The sequence below is a fragment of the Cupriavidus plantarum genome (assembly GCF_905397285.1).
Taxonomy (GTDB): domain Bacteria; phylum Pseudomonadota; class Gammaproteobacteria; order Burkholderiales; family Burkholderiaceae; genus Cupriavidus; species Cupriavidus plantarum.
Genome location: NZ_CAJPUX010000006.1, coordinates 240,573 through 256,706, shown reverse-complemented (window position 1 = coordinate 256,706; position 16,134 = coordinate 240,573). Strand labels below are relative to the sequence as shown.

The window sequence follows — 16,134 nt, the reverse complement described above, 5'->3', positions numbered from 1 at the left end:
TCAGATATCCTCTTTCGGGTCCAGCCGCACGTTCTCGCGCATCGCTTCGCGCTCGTGCTGACGTTTGCTGCCCGGGAAACGCTTGCGCACTACCACGAAGAACACGGGGACCAGGAAGATCGCAAGCAGCGTCGCCGCGATCATACCGCCCATCACGCCCGTGCCGATCGCGCGCTGGCTGCCCGAGCCCGCGCCGGTGGCGATGGCCAGCGGCAGCACGCCGAGGATGAACGCCATCGACGTCATCAGGATCGGGCGGAACCGCAGATGCACCGCCTCGAGCGTCGCGTCGATCAGGCTGCGGCCCTGCGCCTGCAGGTCCTTCGCGAACTCGACGATCAGGATGGCGTTCTTCGCGGACAGGCCGATCGTCGCGATCAGGCCCACCTTGAAGTACACGTCGTTCGGCATGCCGCGCAACGTCACGCCGACCAGCGCGCCAAGCACGCCGAGCGGCACCACGAGCAGCACGGCGACCGGGATCGACCAGCTCTCGTACAGCGCGGCCAGGCACAGGAAGACGATGATCAGCGACAGCGTGTACAGGATCGGTTCCTGCGCGCCCGCCAGGCGTTCTTCGTACGACTGGCCCGACCATTCGAAGCCGAAGCCCGGCGGCAGCTTGGCGAAGTTCTCCTCCATCACGCGCATCGCCTCGCCGGTACTCTGGCCCGGCGCGGCCTGCCCGGCCAGCTTGACCGCCGGCATGCCGTTGTAGCGCTCCAGGCGCGGCGAACCCATGATCCATTTCGACGTGGAGAACGCGGCAAATGCCACCATGTCGCCGTTGGCGTTGCGCACGCGCAGCTTGCTCAGGTCATCGGGCAGCTTGCGGTCGTCGCCCTCGGCCTGCACGATCACCCGGCGCACGCGGCCTTCGTAGATGAAGTCGTTCACGTACGACGACCCGAACGCGATGGACAGCGTGGCATTGATGTCGGCGACGGACACGCCCAATGCGCGCGCCTTCTCGCGGTCGATGTCGATACGCAGCTGCGGCGCATCTTCCTGGCCTTCCGGACGCACGCCGGCCAGCACCGGCGACTGCGCGGCCATGCCCAGCATCTGGTTACGCGCTTCCATCAACTTCTCGTGCCCCTGCCCGGTGCGGTCCTGCAGGCGGAAGTCGAAGCCAGACGAATTGCCGAGTTCCGAGATCGCGGGCGGATTCAGCGGGAAGATGATCGCGTCCTTGATGAACGACAGCGCGCCAAACGCGCGGCCCGTCAGCGCCTGCGCGGTCTCGTCGGCACCGGAACGTTCCTTCCAGTCCTTGAGGCGCACGAACGCGATACCGCCGTTCTGGCCGCGGCCGAAGAACGAGAATCCCGCCACCGTGATCATCTGGTCGACGACCTTCGACTCCTTCTGCAGGTAGTAGTCCTCGATCTGCTTGAGCACGCCGATCGTACGTTCCTGCGTGGCGCCCTGCGGCAGCTGCACGACCGTGATCATGTAGCCCTGGTCCTCGTCGGGGAGGAACGACGACGGCAGGCGCTGGAACAGCAGCACCACACCCGCGATGATCAGCGCGTACAGGATCAGGTAGCGGCCGGAGCGGCGGATGACGCGCGCCACCACACCCTGATAGCCGGTGGACGCGCGCGCGAATGTGCGGTTGAACCAGCCGAAGAAGCCCTTCTTCTCGTGATGATGGCCGGCTTCGACGGGCTTCAGCAGCGTGGCGCACAGCGCCGGCGTGAGCGTCAGCGCGAGCAGGGTCGAGAACGCCATCGAGGCGATCAGCGACAGCGAGAACTGGCGGTAGATGTTGCCGACCGAGCCCGAGAAGAACGCCATCGGGATGAACACCGCGACGAGCACCAGCGAGATACCGACGATGGCGCCCGTGATCTGCCCCATCGCCTTGCGGGTCGCTTCACGCGGCGACAAGCCTTCCTCGCTCATGATGCGCTCGACGTTTTCCACGACCACGATCGCATCGTCCACGAGGATACCGATCGCGAGCACCATGCCGAACATCGTCAGCACGTTGATCGAGAAGCCGAACGCCAGCATCGCCCCGAACGTGCCCAGCAGCGCGATCGGCACCACGAGCGTCGGGATGATCGTCGCGCGGATGTTCTGCAGGAACAGGTACATCACGAGGAACACGAGCAGCACCGCTTCCAGCAGCGTCTTGATGACCTCTTCGATCGAGATCTTCACGAACGCCGAGGTGTCGTACGGCACGCTGTATTCGTAGTCGGGCGGGAAGTACTTCGACAGCTCGTCCATGCGCGCGCGCACGGCATTGGCCGTGGCCAGCGCGTTGGCGGCCGGCGCGAGCTTGATGGCGATGGCCGACGCGGGCTTGCCGTTGGTACGCGCGAGCGTCGAGTAGTCGGCACCGCCGAGTTCCACGCGGCCCACGTCCTTGATGCGCACCGACGAACCGTCCGGATTCACGCGCAGCAGGATGTTGGCGAACTGCTCGGGCGTGGTCAGGCGGCTTTCGGTGTTGACGGTCGCGTTGAGCTCCGTGCCCTTGGGCGACGGCGTGCCGCCCAGTTCGCCGACGGCGACCTGGATGTTCTGCTCGGACACGGCGGCCGTCACATCGAGCGGCGTGAGGTTGTAGCCCGTCAGCTTGGCCGGATCGAGCCACACACGCATGGCGAACTCGGTGCCGAAGAGGTCGGCCGCGCCCACGCCGGGCACACGACGGATCGAATCCACCACCTGCGCCGAGACGAAGTTGCCAAGGGCAATCGCATCGGTGTTACCCGACTTCGACTGGACCGTGATGAACATCATGTAGTTGTTCCCGGCCTTGTCGATGCGCACGCCCTGCTGGCGCACCTCCGCCGGCAGGCGCGCTTCCACGCGCTTGAGGCGGTTCTGCACTTCCACCGAGTTCAGGTCGGCGTTGGAGCCCGGCGCGAACGCGATGTTGATCGTCGCCAGTCCGGTGGACTCGCTTTGCGATTCGTAGTACAGCAGGTTCGGCGCGCCGTTGAGCTCCTGCTCGATCACGGTGGTGACCGAGTCTTCGAGCGTCTTGGCGGAAGCGCCGGGGTAGGTCGCCGAGACCGTGATGATCGGCGGCGCGATGTTGGGGTACTGCGCGATCGGCAACTGCAGGATCGACAGTAACCCGCCCAGTCCGATGATCAGCGCGAGCACCCACGCGAACACCGGCCGGTCGATGAAAAACTTGGCCATGAACTGGCTCCCTTCTTATTGGGTCCCGATAGAGGCGTCTTGACGGACTGCGATCAGCCCTGCTTGGCCGCGGCGGCGTCGGCGGTCTTGGGCTGCTGGAACGGCACGGCCTTGGCCGGCGCGCCCGCGCGCACCTTCTGCAGGCCTTCCACGATCACCTGCTCGCCGCCCTTGAGGCCTTCCGACACCACCCAGCTGTCGCCAACCGCCTGCGTCGCCGTCACCGGCACGCTGGCCACCTTGCCGTCCTTGCCGACGACCATCACGCTCGCGCCCTGCGCGGTGCGGATGAGCGCGCGCTGCGGCACGGTGAGCGCGTTCTCGTCCACGCCCTGTTCGACCTTCACGCGTACGAACGTCCCCGACAGCAGCTCGCGCTTCGCGTTCGGGAATTCCGCGCGCAGCGTGATCGCGCCCGTGGTCGGATCGACGGTCATGTCCGAGAACAGCAGCTTGCCCGTCTGCGCGTACTCGCGATCGCTGCCTTCGACGAACAGATGCACGCGCGCGCCGCCGTTGACGGACTTGACCTCGCCCGACTCGATCTGGCGGCGCAGGCGCGCGACGTCGGCCGCCGGCTGCGTGAACGTGACCCAGATCGGATCGACCTGCTCGACCAGCGTCAGCTTCGTGGCCTCGCCCTTGCCAACCAGCGCGCCTTCGGTCACCAGCGCGCGGCCCACGCGCCCCGAGATCGGAGCCGTGACCGTGGTGTAGCCGAGGTTGATCTGCGCGGTCGTCACGGCCGCCTTGGCCGACGCGATATCGGCATTGGCCTGGCCAGCCGCCGCCACGGCCTCGTCGTACTCCTGCTTGCTGACGGCGTTCGCGGCCACGAGCGGCTTGTAGCGCTCCGCCTTCTGGCGCGCGGAGACTGCATTGGCCTCAGCGCGCTCGAGCGATGCCTTTGCCGATGCGAGCTGGGCCTGATAGGGCGCGGGATCGATACGGAACAACACCTGGCCGGCCTTGACCTCGCCGCCTTCGGTGTAGTTGCGCGACAGCACGATGCCTTCCACGCGGGCGCGGACCTCGGCGGTACGGACGCCCTCGAGGCGGCCCGGCAGTTCGTTGATCACGGCGACGGGACGCGGAGTCACCGTGACCACGCCGACTTCGGCGGGCGGCATGGCGGCACCTTCCTGCGGCGCCTTTTCGCCGCACGCGGCCAGCCACAGCACCGCGGACGCCGCGGCAGCGGCGGTGAAATATGAATTACGTCGGGTCTTGCTCATCGATCACCCCAATCTTGGCGTTGATTCTGAATATGGACTGCAGTCGCCCGCGTCACGCGCGCGCCCGGGCAGACGCTGCGGGAACGGGTGGCCATGCGGGTCAATACTTCGGGCGGGTAGCCGTCCGGGGCAGGGAAGTGGCCGCTTCTACGGTGGAAGCAGCGCAGTAATGCGAGTGGCCGGACGGCGAACAAGCGCGTAGTATATATACATTCAAGCATGTATGTTAAAAGTTTTAACACGGCTTGTTGCTTTCTTGCGCACTTATGCCCTGTATTAGTGCTCGCACCCAGCGAAGGCGACAGTCGGTTCCCGAGCAAAGTTGCGGCCGGCGCGGTACGATGCCGCCCGTTAATCGCGGCCACACCGCGATAGGAAAGGTCATGGTCAGACGCACCAAGGAAGAAGCGCTTGAAACGCGCAACCGGATACTCGACGCGGCGGAAACGGTGTTTCACACGCGCGGCGTGGCACGTCCCTCGCTCGCCGACATCGCCGAGGCGGCGGGTGTCACGCGCGGCGCCATCTACTGGCACTTCAAGAACAAGAGCGACGTGTTCGCGGCGATGGTCGACCGCGTGAACCTGCCGGTGGAAGCGCTATGCGATCCCGAGCGGATCGCGCGGCACGAGGACCCGCTCGGCGGCATCCGGGACATCTGCGCGTTCGTGTTCCGCCAGACGGTGGTGAATCCGCAATGGCGGCGGATCTTCGAGATCCTGTTCCACAAGTGCGAGATGGTGCAGGACAATGGCGCGATCTTCGAGCGCCAGCGGCAGTCCCACAAGGAAGGCGTCGCCAAGATCCGCGAACATCTGCGGCTCGCGGCGGAACGCGGGCAGTTGCCCGCCGACCTCGACCTGGACTTCGCCGTGAACGCTTTCCACGCGGCCATCGGCGGCGTGCTCGCGCACTGGCTGTTCTGTCCCACTGATTTCGATCTGGCCGGTCAGGCGGAGCGCATGGCCGACGTGTTCATCGACACGCTGCGCTTCTCGCCCGCGTTGCGCCACGGCTATGTGGCCCGTCCGCTGGCCGAGGCCGAACTCGACGCCGAGGTGGCGACCTTCTGCGAGGCACAGGCCCGGCAGCAATCGCTGGCCGAATAGTTCAACCGCGCAGCGCTTCGGACCATCTGGCGAGAAAAGCACGCTTGCGCAGCGCATCCTGCGCGGCAAGCAGGCCAGGGCCGACGCTGATCGGCTTGAGCGTATAGCCGAGCCGCTCGGCGAGCGCGCCCGGCGTCTGGCCGCTCGTGATGTCGCTGCGAATCGTGTAGAGCTGCGACGTGGACCGCGCGAGCAGTGCCTGGCCTTCGCGCGAGATCAGGAAGTCCAGCCATAGCCGCGCCGCATTCGGCCGCGGCGCCTTGCGCGCGATAAAAGCCACGCGCGACATCACCAGCGTGTAGTCGCGCGGCGCGATCACGCCGATCTCCGCGCCGCGCTCCATCAGCGACAGCGCATACGACCCCAGCACGTTGTACCCGAGCACGAACTCGCCGCGCGCGATGCGCTCGATCATGTCCACCGACGACACCGACAGCTTGGCATCGGCGCGCCCAAGCGCCTGCGCGAGATACCAGAACTCGTTGCCCATGCGCGCGTCCTGCTGCGCGAACAGGTAGCCGATGCCCGAGCGCTGGATGTCGTACGTCACCACGCGCCCGCGCCACAGCGGCGCATGCTCCTGCATCAGCTGTGCGAGGCCACTGCGGCTACCCGGCATGCGCGTGTCGGTGAAGTGGCGGCGGTTGTAGACGATCACCGCCGGCTCGAAGGTCGTCCCCCAGGCTTCGTCGCGCCATACGGCCCAGTTGGGCAGCGCGCCACGCTCCGGCGATTCGTAGCGTTGTGCATAGCCATCGTTGACGAGCTTGATCTGGAGATCCATCGCCGTGCTCCAGAGCACGTCCGCGTAATCGGCATCGCGCGGCGGCTTGCCACTGCCGAGCCTGGCGGTTTCCGCAAGAAAGCGGTCGTTGAGCTCGACCGTGTTGAGGTCGCGGTAGTCGACGCGGATACCGGGAAAGCGCGCTTCGAAGCCGTCGATCAGCGGCCGCACGATATCGCTGTCCGTGGACGCGTACACGGTCACGGCGCCTTCGTGCAGCGCCCGCGAGACGATGCCTTCGTACTCAGCCGGATAGCCCGCCGGCACGGAGGGGGAGGCCACATGTGGCGTGGCGGTCTGCGCGCGCGCGACGGTCGACGTGCCGGGTACCGCGGCCAGCGCCGCTACGGCCGCGCCCGCGCCCGCCTTGAGCAGGCGGCGCCTCGCGGGAAGCGATGCCGGGGGAGCGGAATGCAATCGACGAGATTCGGGGAGCGGCTTGGGCGGCATGGCGGCGGGGGCGACACCCGGAGCGGGGCGGCGTTATTATAGGCGCCCCCGGACGCGTCCCGCTGCCGGGACGATCGGGGTGGAGGAGGTCCCGCATGCGCATCCTGCTGGTGGAAGACGAAGTGGAACTGGCCCGCTGGGTCGCGCGCGCGCTCGAACAGGGCGGCTTCGTCATCGAGCATGTGGCGGACGGCCTCCAGGCCGAGGCCCGGCTGATGGCCGAAGAGTACGATGCCGTGGTGCTGGATCTGCGGCTGCCCGGCAAGGACGGGCTGTCCGTGCTGAAGGCCATGCGCGGCCGCGACGACCGCACGCCCGTGCTGATCCTCACCGCGCAGGACACGCTCGACGAGCGCGTGCGCGGCCTGAACCTCGGTGCCGATGACTATCTGCCGAAACCGTTTGCCATTGCCGAGCTCGAGGCACGCATCCTCGCGTTGATCCGCCGCAGCCGCGGACGCGCGCATCCGCGCCTGCAATGCGGCGCGCTGGTCTTCGATGGCGAGACCCGGAGCTTCACGCTCGGCGGCGCGCCGCTCGCGCTGACGCCCCGGGAATCGACGCTGCTTGGCGCCCTGCTGGCGCGCAGCGGCCAGCCGCTGACGAAGGCGCAACTGCTCGACAAGGTGTTCTCGCTTGACGCCGACGTGAGCCCCGATGCGATCGAGGTGCTCGTCTATCGCCTGCGCAAGAAGCTGGCCGGTCATGGCGTGACCATCGTCACGCTGCGCGGCTTCGGCTATCTGCTGGAACCCGAGACCGAGACCTGACATGTGGCGACGCCATCTGCGCGCGCCCGCACGGCTGCCGTTGCGGCTCTGGCTGCGTGGCAGCCTGCGTCGCCAGCTGCTGTTGCTGCTGGTACCCGCGCTCATCGCGATCACCGCGATCGATTCCTGGTTCACGTACGACACCCTGCGCGATGCGGCGAACACCGCGTATGACCGCTCGCTCTACGGCTCGGTGCGGACGATCGACAATGCGATTGGCATGGCGGGCGAGAGCGTGCAGCTGTCGCTGCCCGACGCCGCGATGGAGATGTTCGAAACCGCTTCGCAGACGCACGTGTTCTATCGCGTGTCGATCGAGCGCGCGGGGGTGGTCGAGACCATTACAGGCTACGACGACCTGCCGCTGCCCAGGGGCACGCTGGTGAACAACGAGACGCGCTTCTACGATGCGACGTATCGCGAAGAACCCGTGCGCATTGCGGCGATGGCGCGGCCCGTGTACCGGCCCGATGCCCATCTGCGCGTGATCGTCCAGGTGGCGGAAACCGCCGAGCCGCGTACGGCATTGATCGCGCGCGTGTGGCGCAGCGCGCTGGCGCGCGATACGGTGCTGATCGTGCTGTCGGCGCTGATCCTCGTCGGCGGCATCACGTATGTGCTGCGGCCGCTGGCGCGGGTCCGCGACGACGTGCGCGCGCGGTCGCCGGACGACCTCACGCCGCTGGCGTTCGATCATGTTCCGGTGGAAGTGCGTCCGCTCGTCGATGCCGTGAACACGCATGTGGCGCGATCCGAAGCGATGGCGCAGGCGCAGGCCCAGTTCATTGCCGATGCGGCGCACCAGTTGCGCACGCCGCTCGCGATCCTGAAAACGCAGGCGGAGTTCGCGCAGCGTCAGCTATCGTTGCATGGCGACCCGCAGGCGGCGCGCGAGGCGGTGGGGGCGATCGAAGCCCAGCTTGGGCAAGCGGCGCGGCTGACGAATCAGCTGCTGGCGCTCGCGCGCGTGCGGCGCGATGGGGCGGTGCCGGTGGAAGCGGTCGACGTCATCGATGCGGTCGCCATCGCGGAACAGGTAGCGCTCGATTACCTGCCGCTGGCGCGCGGCAAGCAGCAGGACTTCGGGTGGGAACGGCCGGCGGGGTTGTCGTTACCGGTGCGCGCGGATGGGGCGCTGCTGCGGGAGGCGCTGGCGAATCTCGTGCACAACGCCATCCAGTATTCGCCGCGCGGCAGCCGCATCACGCTATCCGCGCGGCTCGCGGGCGATGAGGCGCTGCTGATCGTCGAGGACGATGGGCCGGGGATTCCTGTGGAGGAACGCGAGAAGGTTTTCGCGCGCTTCTACCGCCGCGTCGGGCATACGGAACCGGGCTCCGGCCTGGGCCTCGCCATCTCGCGCGAAATGGCGGCGCGCTTCGGCGGCGGCGTCACGCTCACGGATGCGACGCAGGGGCGGGGGGTGAGGGCGGTGCTGGCGCTGAAGCTGGCTTGACACGCCCTCCAGCTGGCTTAACGCGCCCTCGGGGTTGCGCTACTTCCGCACGACGACGTCGTCGCAAGGGTCCTTGCGCGCGACCGTCGGCACGCGGATCACCGCGTCGTAGCCCTTCGCCACCGTATTGCTCTCCTCGAGGTAGCCGATGCTCAGCACGGCCGCCTTGTCACCGGGGATCCAGCGCGGCACGCCGAGGTCGCGGCGGACGTGGCCGTTGCCCGCGATGAGCACCGCGCCGCGCGCCGCGTAGGGCTGCATCGTCGCGGCCATCATGGCGTCGCGCGCCGCCTGTGCGCTCAGCATCCCCGGCAGCATCTGGCGCGGAAACAGCCCGCAGTGCCCCGCATCGAGTTCCGTCGATTGCGCGGATACCAGATCCGGCGGCAGCGGCTTGTCGAGGCCAAGCGCCTTCTGCTGGCCCGCATTGAACACGCCTGCCAGTCCGCCCCGCACGATCCGGCTGGCATCCGCGCGCGACAGGTTGGCCGCCAGCAACGGCAGGTCGTACTGCAACGCCAGCGCCACCACCGGCCGGTACAACGGCCATTGCCACCCGCTGCGATCGCCCGCGGCCTGCGCGATCAGGTAATCGGGATCGTCCGGCCGCTCGCGTCGCGCGCGGTCGATATCGCCCTGACGCTCGCGATCGAACTGTTCCATCGCGATCGCCGGCCGCCACCCCGCCTGCACAGCGCGCGTCAATGCTTCGAGCCGTTGGCGCTGCCCCTCGGGGTTGTCATGCACTTCGCCGAGCAGCACGTACGACTTGCCCACGAAGGTCTTGCTCACGTCCTCGGGCGTCGGACCCTGCATGGCACAACCGCTCAGCCCCACCACGCAAGCCAGCACGGCCAGCGCCACGGTCGCGCCCCAGGCGCGGCCGATCGAATCGATGCTCATGGTTTGTCGGTCTCCGCTCCGGTCTCAGGGACATACACGATCGATCCATCCTTCATGCGATAGGCCACCCCCGCCTTCACGCCATCGCCACTGCCGGGCTGCCCCGTGCCGTGATACCGCACCACCTTCTGCCCCTGCCGCGACACGATCTCCATGTCTGGCTTGCCGGGACGGGTGATGACCGTGACATCGTCATGCGTAAACGGGTTCATCGGATTGCGCGCAATGGCGATGAGCAGCGCCGCGATCACGACGAGGAACACGTCGATCAGGTTCACCACGGACAGGATCGGATCGTCGGCTTCGCTCTCGTCGAGGAATTTCATGCACCGGCGCTCCGCTCCGCCCTGGCGCGCCCGAGCCATACGAGTTCTTCCGCCAGCCAGCGGCGACGCACATTGACCACCCAGAAGGTAATGCTGGCAGCGATCAGCGCGAGGATCACCGCCGAGAATGCGATGGTCAGGTTCTCGCCAACGTTGGCGAGATCGCCGCCGGAAAGGCTCTTGAGCGCGGGGCCCATCGGAATCATCGTCGCCACGAGGCCCAGCATCGGCGCCACGCGCGTGGCGATGCGCGCGCGTTCCAGCAGACGGTGCGCGGCGACGTCGAGCGCATCCGCATCGTCCTCGCCATGCCGCCGCGCCCACGCCACGAGCGCATAGCCGCGCCCGCTGTCGATCGGATGCCGCGCGCGCAGCCAGGCTTGCATCGCAAAGTCGCCCAGCGCCCAGAAGGCGTGGACGAACAGGATGCCGATCAGCGCGAGGGTCGGATACAGGAACAACTGTCCGACCTCGTACATGAGGGTTTCGAGCGTACTGGGTGTCATGGCGTGAGATTCTAAGGCCAAAAAACCCGGCACCGCGTACCTACCGCTGCGCGACCGCCTCCGCTTCCGCGATCAGGTTGCCCTCGGCATCGATCTGCAACGGGCCGCTACCCGAGAAGCGGTCGAGCGCGAGGTAGATGACGGGCGTGATGAACAGCGTGATGACCTGCGAGAACAGCAGGCCGCCCACCACGGCCAGACCGAGCGGCTGCCGCAGTTCGGCGCCCGCGCCGAGGCCCAGCGCCAGAGGGAGGGCGCCCATCACCGCCGCGAACGTGGTCATCATGATCGGACGGAAGCGCAGCAGGCAAGCCTGACGGATGGCCCTGGCCGGCGCCATGCCCTGCTCGCGCTGCGCCGCGAGCGCGAAGTCGATCATCATGATGGCGTTCTTCTTGACGATGCCGATCAGCATCAGCACGCCGATGGTCGCGATCAACGACAGCTCCACGTTGAAAATGAACAGCGTGAGCAGCGCGCCGATCGCCGCGGAAGGCAACCCCGCAAGAATCGTCAGCGGATGGATGTAGCTCTCGTACAGCACGCCCAGCAGCGTATAGATGACCGCGATGGCGGCGACGAGCAGCACGATCTGCGTCGCCTGCGACGACTGGAACACCGCGGCGTCGCCGCCCCAGCTCGGGAAGATCGAGTTAGGCATCTCGATCTCCTTGCGATAGCGTTCGATCTTGCTGGACGCGTCGCCCAGCGCGGCACCCGGCGCGAGGTTGAACGACACCGTGACGGAGGGCAGCTGTCCCTGATGGTTGACCGCGATCGGCCCGACGCGCCGTTCGGTGGTCGCGAACGCCGAGATCGGCACCATCTGCCCCGTCTTGCTGCGCACGTACAGCTTGGAGAACGCGGTCTCGTCGGTGCGATCGACTTCGGCCGCCTGCAGAATCACGTAGTAGTTGTCGATCGGCGTATAGATCGTCGAGACCTGCCGCTCGCCGAACGCCGTGTACAGCGCCGTGCGCACGTCCTGGATCTGCACGCCGAGCGCATTGGCCTTGTCGCGGTCGATCGTCAGCTGCGCTTCGAGGCCCGACTGCTGCGAGTCGCTCGTCACGTCGCGGAAAATGGGTTCGGCACGCATCTTCGCCATCAGGCGATCGGAATACGACTGGAGTTCGCCGGCCTTCACGCTTTGCAGCGTGTACTGGTAGCGGCTCTTGCTCTGACGCCCGCCGAGCCGCAGGTTCTGCACCGGCGAGAAATACACGGCGAGGCCGGGCACCACCGACACGTCCTTGCGCAGCGACTCCACCACCTGCGGCATCTTGGGACGTTCGCCGAGCGGCTTCAGTTCGACGAACATGCGGCCCGTGTTGATCGCGGGGGAGTTGCCGCCGCCGATGGATGCCACCACGGATTTCACCGCGGGATTCGCGCGGATGCGTTCCGCCGCATCGCGCAGGCGCACCGACATTGCCTCGAACGAAATGTCCTGCGGGCCTTCCGCGTTCACCTGGATCTGCCCGATGTCCTCCTCGGGGAAGAAGCCCTTGGGAATCGTCGCGAACATCACCGCGGTCAGCACGAACGTCAGGCCCGCGATCGCCAGCACGAAGCCGCGATGCGCGAGGCACCAGTCGAGCCCGTTGGCGTACTTGCGGAGCGTCCAGTTGAACAGGTCCTCGAACCACTGCGTGGAGCGCAGGCCGATCGACGGCTTCTTCGGCGCGTGATGCGACTGATGCGCGTGATGCGACGGATGCGCGGCGGCCACCGCCATGACATGGTCACCCTTGTGGTCGCCCTTGTGGTCTCCATACGCATGCTGCGATTCGTCGATGGGCACGTTCTCCGCCGACAAGAAGCGCGCGCACAGCATCGGGATGAGCGTGAGCGAGACCAGCGCGGACACGAGAATGGACAGCGACACCACCGCCGCGAACTCGTGGAACAGCAGGCCGATCACGCCCGGCATGAAGAAGATCGGAATGAACACCGCCACCAGCGAGATCGAGATCGAGAGAATCGTGAAGCCCATCTCGCGCGAGCCGATCAGCGCGGCCTTCAGCGGGGGCACGCCTTCCTCGATATGCCGCACGATGTTCTCGAGCATCACGATCGCATCGTCGACGACCAGACCCACGGCCAGCGTGATCGCGAGCAGCGACACGTTGTCGAGGCTGTAGCCCAGCGCTTTCATCAGCGCGACCGTGCCGATCAGCGAGATGGGCACGGACACCGTCGGGATCAGCGTCGCGGCCGCGCGGCGCAGGAACAGGAAAATCACCATCACGACGAGCGCCACCGTCAGCGCCAGCGTGAACTGCACGTCGTGGATCGATTCGCGAATGGACACGGAGCGGTCGTTGACCACCGCCACGTTGACCGAGCCCGGCATCTGCTGCACGAGGCGCGGCAGCGTGGCCTTGATCGAGTCGACCACGGCCACCGTGTTGGCATCGGGCTGGCGCAGCACCGTCAGCACGATCGAGCGCTCGTTGTTGAGCCAGCTGCCCGTCTTGATGGTCTCGACGCTGTCCTCGACCTCGGCCACGTCGGACAACCTGACGATGGCCCCGCTCGGCTGGCTCGCAACGATGATGTTGCGGAACGCATCGGCGTTCGAGAGCTGCCGGTTGGCCTGGATCGTCAGCGTCTGGCGCGCGCCGTCGAGCGTGCCGACCGGCGTGTTGGCATTCGCGCGATTGAGCGCGGTAGCCAGCTCATCGAGCGTGAGCCCGCGCGCGGCCAGCGCATCGGGTTTCGCGCGCACGCGCACCGCAAAGCGCTTCTGGCCAAGCACCTGCACCTGCGCGACGCCTGGCAGCGTGGCCAGCGTCGGCGAGATCAGGTTGTCGCCAAACGCGTTCAGCTCGGCCAGGCTCATCGCCGGAGAATTGATCGCGAGCAGGATGACCGGCGCATCGGCCGGGTTCACCTTGCGGTACGACGGCGGCTGCGTCATCTCGATCGGCAGCGTGCGCTGCGCGCGGAACAGCGCGGCCTGCACGTCGACCGCGGCGGCATCGATATCGCGGTCGTTGTTGAATTCGATCGTGATGCTCGAATTGCCAAGCGTGTTCGACGAACTGATCACCGTCACGCCCGGAATCGTCGCGAACTGCTTCTCCAGCTGGATCGCCACGGACGCGGCCATCGTCTCCGGACTCGCACCCGGCAGCGTCGCGGTGACCTGAATCACCGGCGAGTTGAAACTGGGCAGCGCGGCGATCGGAATCGTCGGGTACAGCACGATGCCCGTCACGATGACGGCGAGGCATAGCAGCACCGTCATCACGGGCCGCCGGATACAAAGCTCGGACAGCGTCATGATGTCAGTGTCCGCCGTTGCCGGCCGTGGCCGACGCCGCCGACGCGCCGCCAGCCTTGCCTTCGCGAATGCGCGAGCCGGGGCGCAGGTTCTGCGTGCCTTCCGTCACCACGCGCGCGCCGGGCTCCACGCCCTCGATCACCGCGGCCGCCGCCGTCGTGGCGATGACCTTCACGGGCACGCGCGCCACGGTGCTGTCCGGCTGCACGGTGTACACGAAGCGGCCTTCGGGCCCCGTCACCACGGCCTGCGGCGGTACCGTCAGCGCGCCCTGGAGCGTCTGCACGACCGCGTTGACGTTGGCATAGGTGCCCGGCCACAGGCGCTGTTCCTCGTTGTCGAACTGCGCCTTGATGCGGATGCTGCCGTATTGCGGATCGACGGTGTTATCGACGAACGTGATGCGGCCGACCACCGGGGTCTTGCTGCCGTCATTGGGCAATGCGGTCACCTTGACCGGGCCGACGCGCAGCGCCTCGCGCAGCGCGGCGAGCTGGCGCTCGGGCAGCGTGAACGTGACGGCGATCGGCGAGATCTGCGCGACGGTGACCATCGAGGTGGCCGTGGTCGGCGTGACCAGCGAGCCCGGAAAGACGTTGATGACGCCGGTGCGGCCACCGATCGTCGCGCGGATGGAGCCATAGCTGATGGCCACGCGGCTGGCCTCGATCGCGGCCTGGTCGGCGCGGATCGTCGCCTCGAAGCCATCGACCTTCGCCTGCGCGGTGTCCACCGCGCTGCGGGAGATAAAGTTGCGCTCGAGCAGTTCCTGGCTGCGGGAGAGGGTGCGGCGCGCATCGGCAAGGTCCGCCTGATCGCGCAGCAGCTGCGCGCGGGCGCGGGCCATGTTGGCTTCATCCATGCGCGTGTCGAGCGAGAACAGCAGGTCGCCCGGCTTCACCGTCTGGCCTTCCTTGATATGCACGGACTGGACCGTACTGGAGATTTGCGGGCGCACCTCGACCGTCTGCAGGGCGGTCACGTTGCCGTTGGCATTGACCTCCAGCGGCACGTCGCCCTGCTGCACGACCGCCGTCGACACCATGATCGCGGCGGGGGCCTTGACTTCGTGCTTCGGCACGTACCACGTCTTCCAGCCGAACCAGCCGGCACCGGCCACCACGAGGATCACAACCAGCGCGACCCAAGGCGAAGTCCGGCCGCGCCCCGTACCGGCGGCCGCGCTCCAGTTGCCATCGACAAACCCCTTGGGCTGGTCGATCCCGTCTGTTTTCATGTGAGGACCCTTCTCCACTGCGAACGTCAAACGCTGCTCCCCGACGGAAGGCGGCTTCTTGGAGCCACTTCGACCGTATTGCCCCGTGCCCTTGTTATCGGCGCGTATCGAATCTGTATAAGTACCGCGCCTCGCATGATTCAGGCTAGCGCGGCTTATTACAGCGCATTACAGACGGCCGGAAAGGAGGGGACGCTCGCGGCGTTGTATTCAGAGTTGTATTAAAGGGCAAACATATCAGAAAAGCACGCGCCAGCCATCCCTGCGGCGGAGGTTGATGTTTTCCACCGACACATTGCGTGGCCCGGGGGTCACCACGATGGCGTCGCCGGCCTGGAGCTCGCCAGGCTTGACCACCCGCAGATAGACCCCGGTGTAACCGCTCTGCACCATGTCATGTACGGCTTTACCGTACCCCATGACTGCGTTGAACTTGACGTTCGGGTTGCGCGGCAGGCCGACCTCGAGCACGACGTTGCCGATGCGCAGGAGGTCGCCGGCCCAGAGTTCGGTCTCGAACAGGCCCTGCACGGTGAGGTTCTCGCCCAGCGCGCCGAAGCCGAGCGGGCGGTTGGACTCGGGCACCTTCGCCGCGCGGCGGCGGGCGTTCCACCATGCATAGTGCTCGAACGGATAGAGATAGAGCGCGCGATCGGGACCGCCGTGGATGGTGCGGTCCGCCTGCTCGTCGCCGGCGAGGCCCAGCGCATGCACCTGCACGGCGATGGGCCTCAGCTGCGTGCTGAGCGGATGCTTGCGAATGGCAGACAGGACGATGGCCTCGGTACCGCCGCCGGCCACCACGAGCGGCAGCGGCGTACCCACGCTGATCGCGAGAACACGGGCGGAATCGGTCATCGGTGCACTCCGGGACGATCGACGGATCGACGATGCGACCAGTGTA

At 67.0% G+C, this 16,134-nt stretch carries 12 protein-coding genes; 3 read left to right on the top strand and 9 right to left on the bottom strand.

The features are described from left to right. Both KHP16_RS23635 and KHP16_RS23630 read right to left on the bottom strand, forming a co-directional pair. Positions 1–3,165: an efflux RND transporter permease subunit gene (locus tag KHP16_RS23635; protein WP_109582473.1), complete on the bottom strand. Its 3,165-nt coding sequence runs from the start codon at positions 3,163–3,165 to the stop codon at positions 1–3. A gap of 53 nt (positions 3,166–3,218) precedes the next feature. Beyond that, positions 3,219–4,400, bottom strand: coding sequence for an efflux RND transporter periplasmic adaptor subunit (locus KHP16_RS23630; protein ID WP_109582474.1), 1,182 nt, complete (start codon positions 4,398–4,400; stop codon positions 3,219–3,221). Between the two features lie 383 nt (positions 4,401–4,783). On the opposite strand from KHP16_RS23630, the gene KHP16_RS23625 reads away from it, so the two are divergent. Then, positions 4,784–5,509 carry a TetR family transcriptional regulator gene (locus KHP16_RS23625; RefSeq protein WP_109582475.1) on the top strand — a complete coding sequence of 242 codons (726 nt, stop codon included), beginning with the start codon at positions 4,784–4,786 and terminating at the stop codon, positions 5,507–5,509. A gap of 1 nt (position 5,510) precedes the next feature. Here KHP16_RS23625 and KHP16_RS23620 read toward each other — a convergent pair whose 3' ends face one another. Beyond that, the gene (locus tag KHP16_RS23620) at positions 5,511–6,743 is read right to left on the bottom strand and encodes an ABC transporter substrate-binding protein (protein WP_211961260.1); all 1,233 of its coding nucleotides are present in this window, start codon (positions 6,741–6,743) and stop codon (positions 5,511–5,513) included. A 95-nt stretch (positions 6,744–6,838) separates the two neighbouring features. Here KHP16_RS23620 and KHP16_RS23615 point away from each other — a divergent pair, with 95 nt between their 5' ends. Both KHP16_RS23615 and KHP16_RS23610 read left to right on the top strand, forming a co-directional pair. After that, positions 6,839–7,513, top strand: a complete 675-nt coding sequence (locus KHP16_RS23615) for a response regulator (protein ID WP_109582477.1) — start codon at positions 6,839–6,841, stop codon at positions 7,511–7,513. A 1-nt stretch (position 7,514) separates the two neighbouring features. Further along, on the top strand, positions 7,515–8,969 hold the full coding sequence (locus KHP16_RS23610; protein WP_211961259.1) for a sensor histidine kinase: 1,455 nt from the start codon (positions 7,515–7,517) through the stop codon (positions 8,967–8,969). A gap of 39 nt (positions 8,970–9,008) precedes the next feature. On the opposite strand, the gene KHP16_RS23605 is transcribed toward KHP16_RS23610, so the two are convergent. The 6 genes from KHP16_RS23605 to KHP16_RS23580 all read right to left on the bottom strand — a co-directional run bounded on the left by KHP16_RS23605 (position 9,009) and on the right by KHP16_RS23580 (position 16,088). Continuing rightward, complete coding sequence (locus KHP16_RS23605) at positions 9,009–9,872, bottom strand: ChaN family lipoprotein (protein ID WP_211961258.1); 864 nt, start codon at positions 9,870–9,872, stop codon at positions 9,009–9,011. Beyond that, complete coding sequence (locus tag KHP16_RS23600; RefSeq protein ID WP_109582480.1) at positions 9,869–10,198, bottom strand: DUF2149 domain-containing protein; 330 nt, start codon at positions 10,196–10,198, stop codon at positions 9,869–9,871. The genes KHP16_RS23605 and KHP16_RS23600 overlap by 4 nt, the downstream gene beginning before the upstream one ends. Further along, positions 10,195–10,704 carry a MotA/TolQ/ExbB proton channel family protein gene (locus tag KHP16_RS23595; protein ID WP_167468473.1) on the bottom strand — a complete coding sequence of 170 codons (510 nt, stop codon included), beginning with the start codon at positions 10,702–10,704 and terminating at the stop codon, positions 10,195–10,197. Before KHP16_RS23595 ends, KHP16_RS23600 begins: the two co-directional genes overlap by 4 nt. Positions 10,705–10,744: 40 nt before the next feature. After that, complete coding sequence (locus KHP16_RS23590) at positions 10,745–13,993, bottom strand: efflux RND transporter permease subunit (protein ID WP_211961257.1); 3,249 nt, start codon at positions 13,991–13,993, stop codon at positions 10,745–10,747. 4 nt (positions 13,994–13,997) lie between these two features. Continuing rightward, positions 13,998–15,230 carry an efflux RND transporter periplasmic adaptor subunit gene (locus KHP16_RS23585; protein WP_109582483.1) on the bottom strand — a complete coding sequence of 411 codons (1,233 nt, stop codon included), beginning with the start codon at positions 15,228–15,230 and terminating at the stop codon, positions 13,998–14,000. Positions 15,231–15,467: 237 nt separating this feature from the next. After that, on the bottom strand, positions 15,468–16,088 hold the full coding sequence (locus KHP16_RS23580; protein WP_109582484.1) for an MOSC domain-containing protein: 621 nt from the start codon (positions 16,086–16,088) through the stop codon (positions 15,468–15,470). Between the last annotated feature and the right edge of the window lie 46 nt (positions 16,089–16,134).

What these genes read in the sequence shown, in the direction of transcription:
- KHP16_RS23585 (WP_109582483.1), bottom strand. Translation starts at nt 15,230, where the DNA reads ATGAAAACAGACGGGATCGACCAGCCCAAGGGGTTTGTCGATGGCAAC.
- KHP16_RS23595 (WP_167468473.1), bottom strand. Translation starts at nt 10,704, where the DNA reads ATGACACCCAGTACGCTCGAAACCCTCATGTACGAGGTCGGACAGTTG.
- KHP16_RS23605 (WP_211961258.1), bottom strand. Translation starts at nt 9,872, where the DNA reads ATGAGCATCGATTCGATCGGCCGCGCCTGGGGCGCGACCGTGGCGCTG.
- KHP16_RS23615 (WP_109582477.1), top strand. Translation starts at nt 6,839, where the DNA reads ATGCGCATCCTGCTGGTGGAAGACGAAGTGGAACTGGCCCGCTGGGTC.
- KHP16_RS23610 (WP_211961259.1), top strand. Translation starts at nt 7,515, where the DNA reads ATGTGGCGACGCCATCTGCGCGCGCCCGCACGGCTGCCGTTGCGGCTC.
- KHP16_RS23635 (WP_109582473.1), bottom strand. Translation starts at nt 3,165, where the DNA reads ATGGCCAAGTTTTTCATCGACCGGCCGGTGTTCGCGTGGGTGCTCGCG.
- KHP16_RS23625 (WP_109582475.1), top strand. Translation starts at nt 4,784, where the DNA reads ATGGTCAGACGCACCAAGGAAGAAGCGCTTGAAACGCGCAACCGGATA.
- KHP16_RS23620 (WP_211961260.1), bottom strand. Translation starts at nt 6,743, where the DNA reads ATGCCGCCCAAGCCGCTCCCCGAATCTCGTCGATTGCATTCCGCTCCC.
- KHP16_RS23630 (WP_109582474.1), bottom strand. Translation starts at nt 4,400, where the DNA reads ATGAGCAAGACCCGACGTAATTCATATTTCACCGCCGCTGCCGCGGCG.
- KHP16_RS23600 (WP_109582480.1), bottom strand. Translation starts at nt 10,198, where the DNA reads ATGAAATTCCTCGACGAGAGCGAAGCCGACGATCCGATCCTGTCCGTG.
- KHP16_RS23580 (WP_109582484.1), bottom strand. Translation starts at nt 16,088, where the DNA reads ATGACCGATTCCGCCCGTGTTCTCGCGATCAGCGTGGGTACGCCGCTG.
- KHP16_RS23590 (WP_211961257.1), bottom strand. Translation starts at nt 13,993, where the DNA reads ATGACGCTGTCCGAGCTTTGTATCCGGCGGCCCGTGATGACGGTGCTG.